Source organism: Thermostichus sp. MS-CIW-37 (assembly GCF_054060065.1).
In genome coordinates this window covers 25,205-40,491 of sequence record NZ_JBSSCV010000012.1, presented here as the reverse complement: position 1 = coordinate 40,491, position 15,287 = coordinate 25,205, and the positions used below count along the sequence as shown (strand labels likewise).

Here is a 15,287-nt window from a genome sequence, read left to right as displayed (position 1 = left end):
TCAACCGCTCTATTCGCCCAAGCGGGCTGTAGGCTTTGACAAGCCAGTAGGGTGGGGAGTATGTCAAAAGCAGAAACTCACCCAAGTCGCCATTTGGTCCGAATGGGGATCCCCAACGGCAGGGAAGGAGGAGAGCGTTTATGGCGGAAGTGGCTCTTGGCTACTCCACGGGCAGGATGCGGGCATCGAACCCTGCTTCGGCCAGAGAGCGCCGCGCCTGTTCGGCGTTGGCCCGTTGCCGGTAGGTGCCCACCTGAATCACTGAGCCTCGCAGGAAGGCATCAGGGGCAAACTGTTGCAGCTTGGGTAGGGCCTCTTCCCCAGCCTGCACCACCACCCAAAATCCGCTGCCACCTTCTTCCCCAGGAGGAACAGCCTGGGCAGGCGAGGAGGAGACGGGATCCGCTTGCAAAAGAGGCTGAGAGCGGCGCAGATCGGCGGGGAAGATCCCCGCTTCATAGCCTTGGCCGGCCAAGTAACGCACCTGCTCGGCGGCAGCAGCAGGGTCGGCAAACCCACCCGTGCGCACCACCCGCAGGTCATCGTAGATCAAGGGCAGGGATCCCTCTAGGAGTTGTTTTAGCGCAGGCCATTTCTCCCCGGTGGGATCCGCCACCAACACCCAATAGCGTTCCCCTTGGGCGGGATTGGAGATGGGATCCTGGCCAGCATTTTCTCCTACCAGCGACACCGCCACTGCCGGTAACCCCTGAGCGGTTAGCCAGCGGGCTTGATCCTGGGCCAACGACAGGCGGGAGAAGGTTCCCGTTTGCAAAGCAACCTGGCCGCGGTACTGCACCACAGTGGCTCCTGGAAAGAAGCGGCGCACCCGTTCTTCCAAACGGGGATCACCGGTGGGGTTGGGCACGTGGGTGGCAAAGGGACGCTGGGGATCCAAGGGCGGAGCGGTTGGCGTCGGCGGCACAGAGGCTTTTGAGCTGGCAGCAGGGCGGCTGGGTGCTGCTTGGGCAGGAAAAGCAGGGGGCAGAGGGGGATCCGTCTCTTGGCGGCTCACCACCCGCACCGATAACCCCAGCCGTTCCAAGTCGGCCTGACGGCGTTGAGCATGGCTACGGTTGATGAACGTCCCCGCCAGAATGAAAACCTGCCCATCCCCTTGCACAAAATAGGCATCCGGCACCTGGGTGCGCACCTGAGCCAACTCCGCCGCCCCATCCGCCAGTACATGCACTTGGTAACGGGTCAGGGCCAAAGCAGCCGGCAGGACGTTCCCATTAACGGCGTGGAGCACAAGGGCAAAGGCCGCCAGGGATCCGGCAAAGAGGGCCGGTTGCGCTGGCAACAGGAGTGCGGAGCACTTTGGCCAGCCGTAGTCCTGACGGGTGTTGCACATGGGATCCATCTCCTCTGGCGGGATTGGCGGCAACTCAAACCTAGCGTAAGCCGAAGTTTGGGCAAGGCTGTGCCAGGGATGGGCTTGCAGATGCCGCCCACCACCGATAGAATGCTCCGCACTGCCACCGCAAAGATGCAGCCCAGTTGGGTTCACGGGAGAAACACAGATCTAGTGCATCTCCAGTATAGATAGGCTGGCAAGACTGATACATTTACGCTGAACACTGCTGAACATCACTGTTCAACTATGCAGCGATAGCATTCTGTTTGTTTCCAAACAGAATGGCGGTATCCCGCCAAGCTTTGAGTAGAATACCCAAAGCGCAGTTTCCGTGTCGTCTTACTACCAATTTTCTGCTTTGCTTTGGCTACCATGTTGGCAGACTCGAAAGTAAACAGAAAGATCAACTGGTAGTAATCCGTACTGAACATATTATACATTATTTTCAGTATAGTTGAGCTTATTATTGACTAGAGTCATGCTCTATCGCTATGGCTTGTCGGGGAGTTTGTTTCAGAGGCGACGGCGGCGGGATGGAGTCCTCGCCACAAGGGTGCGGGATCCCCCCAGGGCAAAGCGGATGATCTCCGTCTTGTACTGCTGCGAGCCCTCGGTGTAGCGGGCAAGCTGAATGGCGGATCCCTGGCCGGAAGGAAGCAAGAACCGTTCGTGACAGTGGTGGGGGGCACCCTCTGGAGTTTCGGCTTCGAGGGCGATGAAAAACCGCAGACGCAGCAGCACTTCCAACTTGGACAAGTGCTCGGTTTGCTCTGGCACCAAGCGGCCTAACGAGATTTGTAGGCGCGGCCTGCGTCGCCGAGATCCGGGGCGGCCCCAAAGCTGCTGGGCCAGTGTCCACAGAGAGGTCTGCTCAGAGGACTTGACCAACAGCTTTAAGCCTGTCAGCGGGTTAAGGCCATAGGTAAGCAGTAGAGAATACATCGACAGCAGGGAAGAGCAGAGGAGCGTTTTGGGTTAACGTCAAAAGGATAGCCCACATGCCAACTGTAGCACTGCCTACCCCCTGTCCCCATCCAAGCCCTACGCTTTGCTATGGCCGGGATCCCTGCTCAACGCTGGCTGTTTCATCCTGTGGACAAGTTGGCTGCCCAGAGCTTGGCCGAGGCAGTGGGGATCTCGCCCATATTGGCTCAGATCTTACTCAATCGCGGGCTCTCCAGCCCTGCTGCCGTGCAGCAGTACCTGCAGCCGGATCCCGCCCACCTGCCTCCACCCAGTCAGGATTTTGCCGATTTGCCCCTGGCGGTGGACTTGCTGGACGGGGCGATTCGCCGACAAGAGCCCATTGCCATTTGCGGCGACTACGATGCCGACGGCATGACCAGCACGGCCCTGCTGCTGCGGGCTTTGCAGGACGCTCCAGTGCATTACCGCATCCCCAGCCGCATGACCGAGGGCTATGGCCTCAACAGCCGCATGGTACAAGAGCTGCACCGAGAGGGGGTGCGCCTCATTCTCACCGTGGACAACGGCATCTCCGCCCACGAGCCCATCCAACTGGCCAAAGCTCTGGGCTTGACGGTAATCGTGACGGATCACCACGATTTGCCGCCCCAGTTGCCCCCTGCCGATGCCATCCTCAATCCCAAGCAGCTCCCCGTTTCTTCTCCCTATCGGGGGATGGCCGGGGTGGGAGTTGCCTACCTCCTGGCCCAGGCGCTGGCCGAGCGCCGTGGTGATGGCCATCTGCAGCGGGTGGCCCTGGAACTGTTTACTGTGGGCACCATTGCCGATCTGGCGCCGCTGACGGGGGTTAACCGCCTTTGGGTGCGGCAGGGGCTGAACCTTTTGCCCACCTCCCAGGTGGCAGGGATCCGCGCCCTTCTGCAGGTGATGGGCATGCAGGGATCCCTGGAGGGGTTGCGGCCTGAGTGGATTGGGTTTGGCCTGGGGCCGCGCATCAATGCCGTTGGGCGAATTGGCCGGGCGAGAATGGGGATCCAGTTGCTGACCACCGACGATCCCCTGCAAGCAGAGAAACTGGCCCGCCGCTGCGAACGGCTCAACCAGGTGCGGCAGCAGATGTGCGGGCGCATCGAGGCAGAAGCCCTCGAGCAAATTGCCCAGCAAGGCCGGGATTTGCAGCAGGAACGGGTATTGACGATTTTGGGATCCCCTCAGCAGAAATGGCATAAAGGGGTGATCGGCATTGTGGCCTCGCGGTTGGCAGAGCGTTTTGGCTGTCCGGTGTTCATCGGCAGTCAGTCGCGGCAAGGGGAGATCAGTGGCTCGGCGCGGCAGGGGATCCCCGAGTTTGACGTGTTTCAAGCGTTGGAGTTTTGCAAGGATCTGTTCACCAAGCACGGCGGCCACCCCGCTGCCGGGGGATTTAGCCTGAGAGCAGAAGACTGGCCTTTTTTTGAAGAACGATTGCGGCAGTTTGCCCAACAGCAGTTGCAGCCGGAGCAGATCCAGCCGCTGGTGCAAATCGATGCCGAAGTGTCGCTGTCAGATCTCACCCTTGACCTCTATCGAGAGCTCCAGCATCTGCAGCCCTGTGGCATCGGCAATCCTGAGCCGGTCTTCTGCAGCCGCAACCTGCAGGTTCTGCAACAGCAGCGATTTGGCCCAGTTCCCGGCCACCTGAAGCTGCTGCTCCGGGATCCTGCTCTCCCTACGCAACACTCCCATGGGTTACGTGCTACTCGGACGGAGTCCTCTTGTCCGGGCAGGAGCGACTCAGCTGTCAAAACCTCCAGTTACGACACTGATGGGTTATCGCTGGGCAACGCTTTGGGCAACACTTTGGCGAACGGGTCAGCAGTGGGGAGCACAAACCCGAGGCCACAGCGCCCCCTCTGGGCTATCCGTTGGCGGGGAGCGGAAACCCATCCGCTGCCGGAGCGAGTTGATGTAGCCTACACGCTCAAGGCCAAAACATGGCAGGGAGAAACCCAACTGGAGCTGGAAATTGTCGGGATTCGACCTGCCCAAGAGGCTGCCACTGCCGGCAATCCCCCTCTCGAGAAAACAGCGCCCCGCACCCCTGATGGGAGCAAGTCTCCCATCTCCCCCGCCTCTCTGGATGCCACTCCTCCCATGCCCAACTCCAAGCCCTCGACTGGCTCCCAGAGGGGGACAGAGCCCTCACCTCTGTTGATCTGGCGCCCCACCCCCCAGCCCACCCAGCCTTTGCGTTGGCAAGCTGTAGACCGATTTTCTGTCCTCTGGCCTCAGGCGCAGGGAACCATCCTGTTCTACGGCTTCCGCCGCCCCTCGCTGGTCTTGTCTTCAAGGCCTACGGCCCGCTATCGCGAACGGCGGTACCTGACTCTCCACTACGACCGTCCCCAAGCCGGCCACCGCTATGATCAACTCTGGTTGTGGAGCTGGCCCCCTTCTCTGGATCACCTCAAGTGGCTGCTCTGTTGCACCCCCAGCAGCGAGCTGTTGATTGCCGTCCATCAGCAAGCGGTGCCCCTGCCCTCCGCTGCCAGCTTGCAACGCCAGCTCCGCCAATACCTGCAAACCCGTAGCCAGGTGGATCTGCTGCGCTTGGCCCAGCAGTGGTGGCTGTCTCCGGCAGTGTTGGTGGCAGGATTACGCTCCCTGGGGTACGCCTGCCCGGATTTTGGCCCCACGGGATCCCTCGGCGAAGAACTGGAAGCCCAGCAAGCTTGGTACAGCAGCTCCTGGCAGCAGGTTGCCGCCCTGCTTCAGCGATCCCACCTGGATTCTTCTGCTGCAGAGGCCCATGGGGATTAAACTGCTGCTCGGCTCTGACTACCACGGCAGCGCTCGGCTGATCCGGCAGGCCCTTGCCCATCTGCCGGAGGTGGATGCTTACATCAACTGCGGGGATTTCTGTTCCAAGGCCGGCAAACCTTCCCGCAAGGCCACCCAGGGCTTTCATCCGGCAGCCCAAGCAGAGGTGGTTCATCTGCGATCTTTCTTGGCGGCGGTGGAGAGCCTGGGCAAACCCTGGCTCTTTTTACCTGGCAACCACGATCCAGCAGCTTCGGTTTTGAATTCGCTGGTTGGCCGTTGGGGACGGGCCATCACCCAGTCCTGCTGCTTTGAGTGGCTGGGGTTACAGGTTTTGGCTGTACCCTGGACTCCCCCCTGTGGTTGGAGCTGGTCTCTCACCTCCGCCCATTTGCAGGAGCTGCTCGCCCTCTACAGTCAACCCCCCCGGCCCATTGACCTGCTGCTCACCCATGCTCCGCCGCGAGGCTTTTTGGATGAAGGCGGGAAGTGGTATCACCGTCGCACACCCACCTTGCGCCCCCTTTTGGAACAGCTGCAGCCGCGCTACTACATCTGCGGACACATGCATTGGGATGGGGGCAAGGTAGAGCGATGGGGATCCACCCTGGTGATTAACACAGCCCTGCACAACATGGTTCTCGAGATCCATTAGGTAGGGATCCCTTGAGTCGTCTTCCGCCTCCTCAGCTTTCCGCTACATCCATACGATTCGTAGGAACCTTCCATGACCCGTCCTTTGATCTTGGCCAGCAGCAGCCCTGGCAAATGGCGCGAGTTCAACGCCTTCTTCCAGACCCATGCCCCCACTTGGGAGCTGCGCCGCATGCCCTCAGAAATTGAGGTGGAAGAAACCGGCACCACCTTTGCCGAAAATGCCCTTCTCAAAGCCAGAGCCGTGGCCAAGTCTCTGGGGGAGTGGGCCATTGCCGACGATTCCGGCCTAGCGGTAGAAGCCCTTGGCGGTGCCCCTGGGATCCGCTCGGCTCGCTATGCCCCCAACGATGCTGCCCGCATCGAGCGGTTGCTTAGGGAAATGGAAGGGATCCCAAATCGCCGAGCCACCTTTCACTGCGCCATCGCCCTGGTAGATCCCCAAGGTGTAGTGCATGCCCTGGTGGAAGGGGTATGTCCGGGGGAGATCTTGACCCAGCCGCGGGGAGAGGGAGGGTTTGGCTATGACCCGCTGTTTTGGGTGCCCGAAGTGGGACTAACCTTTGCCGAGATGAGCCCAGCTCAAAAAGAGGCCATCGGCCACCGAGGCCGAGCCTTGCGCGCCTTGAAAGCGCAGTTGCCTCTCCTGGAGAAGCGTATGGGCTGGCTTGGATCCCAGGAATAGCATCCGATGTCCTGGCTGGGGAGCTGCTAGGATACAATAGTCCCTTCCCTTCGGGGGAGTGAAATTGAAAGCCGTCTTGCCTTGGCAGCTGAGGGGAGCGCTCGAAGAACTATGGGTTTTTCTGAGTTTGAGGATCAAGATCCCATTGCAGCAGCGGAACGGACTGCTGCCCCCGATCCCAGCCGCCATTCCCCGGATTCTGCCGGTGAGGAAGCCGCGGTCTCCTCGGTTGCAAACTCTGGTGAAGGAAGGGAGCGGCAAAGTCGTCGTTCCCCACCCCCTTTGCCGGAAGAGGGCTCAACCTTTGTGGGCGCAGAGGATTGGCTGGACGATCGCGGTAGCGGGACGGAGTCCTTGGAGAATGGGCGGGATAGCTACAGGGAGTCCGCGCAAGGGGCCACTTCTCGCCCTTCCAACCGCTCCCCCCAGACTGGCCGAGACGAGGGGTCTCGTGTTGACAGCGAAAAGGGGGGGCAGAAAGCCGCTGCAGGAGGAGCCGGTGAGCGCCCTGGGCAAGCGCTAGTTCCCCGCCGTTCTGTCTCCAGCAACCGCAGCTACGACGGATCCGCCCGTTCCTCTGCCTTTCGCGGTAGCGGGACGGAGTCCTTTGCTGGCCGCTCGCGTAAGCGGGACGGAGTCCTTGGGGAATCCGGCTACCGCAGTGACTACAGCCGTTCCGCGGCTTACGGCTACACCTCCAGCTATGTTGGCGGTGGGGGATATGGCGGTGGTGGGCGAGGCGGCAGCTCCAGCGGGGGGGTCTCCTCCTCCGATCTGACGATCCTGCTGGTGGTGGCCCTGCTGGCCTTCTTCGGGGGATTCGCTATCCGCAACATCTTCGCCGAGTCGGGCGGCTTTGACGATGAGCGCCCCATCCGCGCTGCCAATGTGCCCGCAGCCTTTCGCGATTTTTGCTTTGCCTATAACGGCACTGCCTCCTTTACTGTGGTGCAACTGACCAGCGTTTCTGCTCTGACCATGGCCTCAGTGCCCGTTTACAAGATGGATACTTGCACCATCCCCGTCAGCCAAACGGCCAATGCCCTCCAAGCTTTGGGCATCCGCGGCCGGGCCAACACCTTGGGCCCCCAGCTGGGGGGATCCAACCTCACCCTGATCCAGCTCCCCTTGGCCAGCAGCTTGGCGCGCGCCGTGTACAGCCAGTTTCCTGGCTTGGCCGCTCAGGGCAACGAGGCGCAGGTTTTGTCCCAACTGGAAGCCACCATCAACAACGCCCTGCGCTCCAACATCGAAGGGTTAGCCCTGCAAAGCCTGGAGCCCACCAACATCCCCGACGTCTACGTGGTGGTGCCGGGGCACTCCTTTAATTTGCAGCCCCAACTCAACCTGCGCTAACCCTCCTGCAGAGCATGCCTCTAACCCCCAAAACCCTGAACTTTGCTGAATTTACTGAGCTTTAGGCGGTTTGGCAAAAGTCATTGAGAGGGATATAGTAGACCAAGTTTCCCCCTGATCCTTGAGTCCACCGCAACGGTTGCCGGGAAGTGAAGGGGGAAAGCGCTCGGGGGGTATTCCTCAGGGCTTTGCGGGATACCGCCTTCCTGTTTGGACTCCGTCCCGCTGACGCGAACAGAGATAGGCAGGATGCGATCGCTTCTTTCCTGAACCATGTTCAGGAGAGTTCAGCGTGAATGTATCAGGACGACGGTGTGTTCATCACCCTAGAAGGCGGGGAAGGGGTGGGCAAAACCACCCAACAGGCCCTCTTGGTTGAGCGGCTGCGCCAAGAAGGCTACGCTTGCCTGTGTACCCGCGAGCCGGGGGGCACGGCGCTGGGCAAAACGCTGCGGGAGCTGTTGCTGCACGGGGATCCCTTTAGCCCTCTGGCGGAGTTGCTCCTGTACGCGGCGGATCGGGCTGAACACGTGAGCAAAGTCATCGCGCCGGCTCTGGCGGCAGGGCAGGTGGTGGTTTGCGACCGCTTTACCGATTCCACCCTGGCCTATCAAGGCTATGGCCGGGGCATAGATCTGGATCTGATCCGGCAGCTCAACCGATGGGTCACCGACGGGCTACAGCCGGATCTCACCCTGTGGCTGGATCTGCCCCCCGAGGTGGGGCTGGCGCGGTCAGGGTCTTGCGACAAGCTCGAACAAGAACACCTGGAGTTCCACCGCCGCGTCTACCAAGGGTTCCAGGCTCTGGCCGCCGCAGAACCACAGCGGATTGTCCGCATTGACGCCCAGGGATCCCCCGCAGAGGTGGCTGCCCGCCTCTGGTCAGTGGTCGAACCCCGCCTACCACTTGCGACAGCAGGCCGGGAGCCCTAGACTGATACATTTACGCTGAACATTGCTGAACATCACTGTTCAACTATGCAGCGATAGCATTCTGTTTGTTTCCAACCAGAATGGCGGTATCCCGCAAAGCTTTGAGTAGAATACCCAAAGCGCAGTTTCCGTGTCGTCTTACTACCAATTTTCTGCTTTGCTTTGGCTACCATGTTGGCAGACTCGAAAGTAAACAGAAAGATCAACTGGTAGTAATCCGTACTGAACATATTATACATTATTTTCAGTATAGTTGAGCTTATTATTGACTAGAGTCATGCTCTGTTCCGCTGACGGGAATGGCGCGACAGGCCAAAGCTCGCGACAGTTTCCCTGGCCACAGCCTGCTCGGTTTACCAAGGTTAAGATTAGGTTAAAAAGGAAGAGGCGGGGGTAACCTCAAGCTATTCTGGATGACCTATGTGAAAAGAGCCTGCTGCCCTCTTGGTTCTCGTTTTGGGTAGAGGAGACTGGCTGTGGACGCTGTTGCTGCTGAGCTGAAAACCGATCGCGTCAGCGGGACGGAGTCCTTTCGCGTCAGCGGGACGGAGTCCTTTCGCGTCAGCGGGACGGAGTCCTTGCACTTGACCTTGCCCTCATCTGCGCCCTTGCCAACCGTGGCCGCCTGGGCCCACCAGCTGTTGAGCCAGCAATGGCAGCGGCTGCAGAAACACGTAAAGCGAGTTCTGGCTCAGCATCCAGAAGCGGCAGAGTCTCTGCACCAAATCCGGGTGACCCTGCGCCGTATTGGCACCTGGGTGCAGGTATTTCAGGGATCCGTCCGGCTGCCCAAGCCTCTCAAGCCCAAACGCCTGCAAAAGCTGGCCAGTGCTTTGGGCAAGCAGCGGGATCTGGACGTGCTGCTGGAAATCCTGCAGGAACCTTGTTGGGAAGGGATCCCGGCAGCCCAGCAGGCAGAACTGGAGAAGCTAAAACAAGATCTGCAGCAACGTCGAACCCAAGCCGAGAAACGCTCCCGCCGCATTCTTGAAGATGCTGACTTCCTGGCGTTTCAAGCTGCCTGCGAGCAGTGGCTGGCTCACCCCCGCTATAAGCCCCAGGCGGAGCTGCCTTTGCCGGAAAGCTTGCCCCACTTGCTGACTCCTCTGCTGGCCCAGTGGCTGCTGCAGCCAGGCTGGCGGATCCCTGCTTTCCCCGCAACGGAAGCCCAGGCTGAGCAACTGCACGAGCTGCGCAAGGCCACCAAGCGGCTGCGCTATCAGGTGGAGTTTTTTGCGCCCTTTTACGGGGAAACCATGCAAGATTGGATAGCAACCCTGAAGTGCTTGCAGGATCAACTGGGCCGCTTTAACGATTTGCAGGTTTTGCAAGGCGAGCTGCCTGCAGACTCAGACCTACAAACCCTTCTCCAGGAACAACAAAAACTAGCCCTCCAGGAGTGGCCTGAGCACCAACAGCGCTGCCTGGCCTCTGCCGAGCAGCACCGGCTTTACTCTAATCTTTTCTCTGTTTCCAATTTCTCTCCAACTGGGGATCCCTAGGTTTCCAATTCTATAGATCCCCCCGAAGGAAAAACCCCGCCTTATTGGCGGGGGATTTTTTGTGGCTATAGGGTTTCCAATTTCTAGGGATCCCCCCGAAGGGGGAACTTCCCTGCGGAGTAGGGTACGTCTCGGTCACCTTCTATATGTTTCCAATTTCTAGGGATCCCCCCGAAGGGGGAACCAGTCACGCAAATATTTGCGCCAGTCACCATAAACGTGTTTCCAATTTCTAGGGATCCCCCCGAAGGGGGAACTACTGTAAAGTAATTCCCTAACCTCCCCCACCCACACACGTTTCCAATTTCTAGGGATCCCCCCGAAGGGGGAACAGTCCTTTGCCGACAAACCAAAGCCTGCAGAACCAAAAGTTTCCAATTTCTAGGGATCCCCCCGAAGGGGGAACTATATAGGCACACCGAGGGACAAGGTGCTCCGCATCATAAGTTTCCAATTTCTAGGGATCCCCCCGAAGGGGGAACGATGCTGGATCGCGCGGGCCTGCTCCGCAAGTTTGAAGTTTCCAATTTCTAGGGATCCCCCCGAAGGGGGAACGATGGGCAGAACCCTCTAAGGTAGTCCCTCCCCCACCCACACGTTTCCAATTTCTAGGGATCCCCCCGAAGGGGGAACAGGTTCCATACTCAACCTCCCTTCTTCAGGGATAAACAAGTTTCCAATTTCTAGGGATCCCCCCGAAGGGGGAACTTGCGATTCCGCATCGCAACAAGTGGTTGACCATTGAGGGTTTCCAATTTCTAGGGATCCCCCCGAAGGGGGAACCGAGCAGAGCTGCCAGCCGGCAGAGGAGAAGGTCAAGTTTCCAATTTCTAGGGATCCCCCCGAAGGGGGAACGTGAGTTTGCACCCTCACCGTTGGTGCGGAGGTCAAGCCTGTTTCCAATTTCTAGGGATCCCCCCGAAGGGGGAACAGCCTTTGTTGAGTTTAGATGAGCTGAACCATCCGCAAGTTTCCAATTTCTAGGGATCCCCCCGAAGGGGGAACTTCCCGTATGCCAGCCGCTCTGATCTGACTGGCCAATGTTTCCAATTTCTAGGGATCCCCCCGAAGGGGGAACCTGGCGGGACTGGGCCATCAGGAGTGGACGCCCTAGAGACGAGTTTCCAATTTCTAGGGATCCCCCCGAAGGGGGAACGCACAACGCTGTGAACTCCTCCGCGATTTAATCCGAATAATGTTTCCAATTTCTAGGGATCCCCCCGAAGGGGGAACGTTTAGCTGGTCAACCATCTGCTGGGTCAGGTTGATAGTTTCCAATTTCTAGGGATCCCCCCGAAGGGGGAACATCGTGGAACAGTACAGTACTGTTACCTACCACACTACAAGTTTCCAATTTCTAGGGATCCCCCCGAAGGGGGAACTTTAAATACCAATTGTGCAAGTCAATGCTAATAACAGTTTCCAATTTCTAGGGATCCCCCCGAAGGGGGAACAACTACTACTGGAATTACAGCAAGCAGACCTGGGTTGTTTCCAATTTCTAGGGATCCCCCCGAAGGGGGAACTCACTCCCTTAAACTCCGTAAGAGAGCACCTTAGGAAAAGTTTCCAATTTCTAGGGATCCCCCCGAAGGGGGAACGCTATAAATGGTGCTTGAGTGTCTTTCCATTCATCGTGTTTCCAATTTCTAGGGATCCCCCCGAAGGGGGAACTACTTATATAAATTGTTTAGATACGAATTTATAGACTGTTTCCAATTTCTAGGGATCCCCCCGAAGGGGGAACCCAAAGTAGTTCTGAACACCCATACCGAACCGGTTGTTTCCAATTTCTAGGGATCCCCCCGAAGGGGGAACGCCCTGCAATTGTGGACTATCGGGGTGCTTTTATCGTGTTTCCAATTTCTAGGGATCCCCCCGAAGGGGGAACACCAACGGCCACAAAACCGCATGAGTTTGACGTAACGCAGGTTTCCAATTTCTAGGGATCCCCCCGAAGGGGGAACTTGAGCTGCACTAGTAGTCAGCCCAATGGGATATTGGTTTCCAATTTCTAGGGATCCCCCCGAAGGGGGAACTTGGGTTGTATTCGTATTCGTAAATGAGATCCATGTTTCCAATTTCTAGGGATCCCCCCGAAGGGGGAACTTTGCAAAAGGACAGGATTGGCTAGAATACGCTCTGGGTGTTTCCAATTTCTAGGGATCCCCCCGAAGGGGGAACGGGTGGTACCTCGAAGAGGTAGGTACACTTGACAAATGGAGTTTCCAATTTCTAGGGATCCCCCCGAAGGGGGAACATCAACTGCGTCAGTTGGACCAGTTGCTCTAGTTTAACAGGTTTCCAATTTCTAGGGATCCCCCCGAAGGGGGAACCCCAAAAGACACCCAGGTATGAAAACCTGGGTGTTCTTTATGGTTTCCAATTTCTAGGGATCCCCCCGAAGGGGGAACCCCTGCCATTGTGGGGAAGTAGGGTGTTTCCAGCGAGTAACGTTTCCAATTTCTAGGGATCCCCCCGAAGGGGGAACAATATATTAGGGATATCGCAGCCATTCTGGGTACAGTAGGTTTCCAATTTCTAGGGATCCCCCCGAAGGGGGAACTCTTCGTTTCGTACGAAACCAACTGGAGTCAAAGAGCGTTTCCAATTTCTAGGGATCCCCCCGAAGGGGGAACTGTGTTTCACTAATAGATAAGAAAGATTTTGCCAATCAAATTGTTTCCAATTTCTAGGGATCCCCCCGAAGGGGGAACCAGAAAATAAATGACAGATCAGAGCCAGTCTAGCCATGTTTCCAATTTCTAGGGATCCCCCCGAAGGGGGAACATGGCCAAAGCGTTCCAAAAAGCGCTGAAAGCCCAGGCCGTTTCCAATTTCTAGGGATCCCCCCGAAGGGGGAACCTGTCCAGCGATCAATTGAATCAACTGAATAAGCTCAAGTTTCCAATTTCTAGGGATCCCCCCGAAGGGGGAACATCTTCGCACACTACATTAACAATCAGGTTAGCTTGTTTCCAATTTCTAGGGATCCCCCCGAAGGGGGAACCGAAGATCTACTAGAACAAGACCAATTTGCCAATAGATGTTTCCAATTTCTAGGGATCCCCCCGAAGGGGGAACTTGCCGCTCCCTATCGCGATAGTCGTCGTGATGGGTGGTTTCCAATTTCTAGGGATCCCCCCGAAGGGGGAACACGCTTAGTCAAGCGTACCCAACGTTGTTGTTGGAAGTTTCCAATTTCTAGGGATCCCCCCGAAGGGGGAACAGTGACAATAATTAATCAAAATAAAGTATTTAAATACAAGTTTCCAATTTCTAGGGATCCCCCCGAAGGGGGAACTGTATATGCGCCACTGCTCTTTCCGTTATGTACCAAGGTTTCCAATTTCTAGGGATCCCCCCGAAGGGGGAACATTATTTAAGATCACTAATAATCCTATAGCCGAATGGTTTCCAATTTCTAGGGATCCCCCCGAAGGGGGAACTACAGTTCGAGAGCCTCTCGGACTGCATTCAGCTTGTTTCCAATTTCTAGGGATCCCCCCGAAGGGGGAACTATCATCAACGCAGCTCTGCGTATGGTGAGTATCATCGAGTTTCCAATTTCTAGGGATCCCCCCGAAGGGGGAACAGAAGTCTCTTTTTACATTCCCGTAACCAAGTAGTTGTTTCCAATTTCTAGGGATCCCCCCGAAGGGGGAACTTTTGAAAGGCAGGTTTAGTGATTCCCTGCCAAAGTTAGGAGTTTCCAATTTCTAGGGATCCCCCCGAAGGGGGAACTGTAAAACCGATGCCCGTTCTGTTGCCCAAGCCTATAGTTTCCAATTTCTAGGGATCCCCCCGAAGGGGGAACCGAAGCGGGGCTCCTGAACTTCCAGGAAGTACTGGACGTTTCCAATTTCTAGGGATCCCCCCGAAGGGGGAACCGTCGGAAGGCGGAGCTAACACAGAAAGGTGCACGTTGTTTCCAATTTCTAGGGATCCCCCCGAAGGGGGAACAAATGATTCTGTTATTGTTGAACTTGACGTTACAGTGTTTCCAATTTCTAGGGATCCCCCCGAAGGGGGAACTTCCAAATCAGGAACGTAAAACGAGACGGAAATGTATGTTTCCAATTTCTAGGGATCCCCCCGAAGGGGGAACAGCCAGGGATCCCACATCGTTGCGTCCTTCCGAGGCCCTGCAGTTTCCAATTTCTAGGGATCCCCCCGAAGGGGGAACGGCTAGAAGGGCCTGGAGAGATGGGGGTGGCTACCTGTTTCCAATTTCTAGGGATCCCCCCGAAGGGGGAACTGGCTCAACAACCGGTTTGGAACCGGGGATTTGGTAGGCGTGTTTCCAATTTCTAGGGATCCCCCCGAAGGGGGAACTTCCGTCTACCGTTGTAACTACGGGAGGCTAGAGGCGTAGTTTCCAATTTCTAGGGATCCCCCCGAAGGGGGAACCCTTGAAACTGTCTGCTCGACAGGCGGAGCAGTTGAAGTTTCCAATTTCTAGGGATCCCCCCGAAGGGGGAACTTTTTATTTCACCAAGAGTCACGCTTTAAGGGAGTAAAGTTTCCAATTTCTAGGGATCCCCCCGAAGGGGGAACCCTTAGGCAGGGAATAACGGTAGCCTGCCTTTCAAAGTTTCCAATTTCTAGGGATCCCCCCGAAGGGGGAACTGATTAAAATCTCGACGAATGTTAGAACGTCTAGCTGTTTCCAATTTCTAGGGATCCCCCCGAAGGGGGAACCAAACAAGGGACACGTATGTCCAAAAGGGGGTACTTGTTTCCAATTTCTAGGGATCCCCCCGAAGGGGGAACATAGGGGCACTGGGATGGATGGCCGTGCAGGCTTGGTTTCCAATTTCTAGGGATCCCCCCGAAGGGGGAACTGAGTACGTCAAGTCCCTCAATGATGTTCAGCTTGCTGTTTCCAATTTCTAGGGATCCCCCCGAAGGGGGAACACCTAGGGTAGTTGCATAATTATAAGGAGTGCCTTCATGTTTCCAATTTCTAGGGATCCCCCCGAAGGGGGAACTCTAACCTAACCTAGCCTCCCCAAACACACCCAGGAGTTTCCAATTTCTAGGGATCCCCCCGAAGGGGGAACACTGAGTAT

General features: G+C 57.1%; 8 protein-coding genes, 2 pseudogenes and 1 CRISPR repeat array (1 of these 11 cut by a window edge). Of the genes and pseudogenes, 6 read left to right on the top strand and 4 right to left on the bottom strand.

Features of this window, described 5'->3' with window-relative positions:
* Positions 1 to 160: 160 nt before the first annotated feature.
* The 3 genes and pseudogenes from ACVWYZ_RS07195 to ACVWYZ_RS07185 all read right to left on the bottom strand — a co-directional run bounded on the left by ACVWYZ_RS07195 (position 161) and on the right by ACVWYZ_RS07185 (position 2,299).
* On the bottom strand, positions 161 to 1,510 hold the full coding sequence (locus ACVWYZ_RS07195; RefSeq protein ID WP_457466645.1) for an SPOR domain-containing protein: 1,350 nt from the start codon (positions 1,508 to 1,510) through the stop codon (positions 161 to 163).
* Between the two features lie 91 nt (positions 1,511 to 1,601).
* Positions 1,602 to 1,785: pseudogene (locus ACVWYZ_RS07190) on the bottom strand (hypothetical protein); the annotation flags it as partial.
* A gap of 85 nt (positions 1,786 to 1,870) precedes the next feature.
* On the bottom strand, positions 1,871 to 2,299 hold the full coding sequence (locus ACVWYZ_RS07185; RefSeq protein WP_457466644.1) for a hypothetical protein: 429 nt from the start codon (positions 2,297 to 2,299) through the stop codon (positions 1,871 to 1,873).
* A gap of 111 nt (positions 2,300 to 2,410) precedes the next feature.
* Here ACVWYZ_RS07185 and recJ point away from each other — a divergent pair, with 111 nt between their 5' ends.
* The 5 genes from recJ (at position 2,411) to tmk (ending at position 8,713) form a co-directional block, all read left to right on the top strand.
* Positions 2,411 to 5,083, top strand: a complete 2,673-nt coding sequence (gene recJ / locus ACVWYZ_RS07180) for a single-stranded-DNA-specific exonuclease RecJ (protein ID WP_457466643.1) — start codon at positions 2,411 to 2,413, stop codon at positions 5,081 to 5,083.
* Positions 5,073 to 5,738, top strand: coding sequence for a metallophosphoesterase family protein (locus tag ACVWYZ_RS07175; protein ID WP_457466642.1), 666 nt, complete (start codon positions 5,073 to 5,075; stop codon positions 5,736 to 5,738). The genes recJ and ACVWYZ_RS07175 overlap by 11 nt, the downstream gene beginning before the upstream one ends.
* Positions 5,739 to 5,810: 72 nt before the next feature.
* Complete coding sequence (gene rdgB, locus ACVWYZ_RS07170) at positions 5,811 to 6,422, top strand: RdgB/HAM1 family non-canonical purine NTP pyrophosphatase (RefSeq protein WP_457466641.1); 612 nt, start codon at positions 5,811 to 5,813, stop codon at positions 6,420 to 6,422.
* 111 nt (positions 6,423 to 6,533) lie between these two features.
* Complete coding sequence (locus tag ACVWYZ_RS07165) at positions 6,534 to 7,778, top strand: hypothetical protein (RefSeq protein ID WP_457466640.1); 1,245 nt, start codon at positions 6,534 to 6,536, stop codon at positions 7,776 to 7,778.
* A gap of 314 nt (positions 7,779 to 8,092) precedes the next feature.
* Positions 8,093 to 8,713, top strand: coding sequence for a dTMP kinase (tmk, locus tag ACVWYZ_RS07160; protein WP_414400778.1), 621 nt, complete (start codon positions 8,093 to 8,095; stop codon positions 8,711 to 8,713).
* A 43-nt stretch (positions 8,714 to 8,756) separates the two neighbouring features.
* On the opposite strand, the pseudogene ACVWYZ_RS07155 reads toward tmk, so the two are convergent.
* Positions 8,757 to 8,940: pseudogene (locus ACVWYZ_RS07155) on the bottom strand (hypothetical protein); the annotation flags it as partial.
* 249 nt (positions 8,941 to 9,189) lie between these two features.
* Between ACVWYZ_RS07155 and ACVWYZ_RS07150 the strand changes: the two are divergent.
* On the top strand, positions 9,190 to 10,215 hold the full coding sequence (locus ACVWYZ_RS07150; protein WP_457466639.1) for a CHAD domain-containing protein: 1,026 nt from the start codon (positions 9,190 to 9,192) through the stop codon (positions 10,213 to 10,215).
* Between the two features lie 72 nt (positions 10,216 to 10,287).
* Positions 10,288 to 15,287: a CRISPR direct-repeat array (repeat unit 36 nt; unit sequence GTTTCCAATTTCTAGGGATCCCCCCGAAGGGGGAAC); it runs 2,873 nt beyond the window's last position.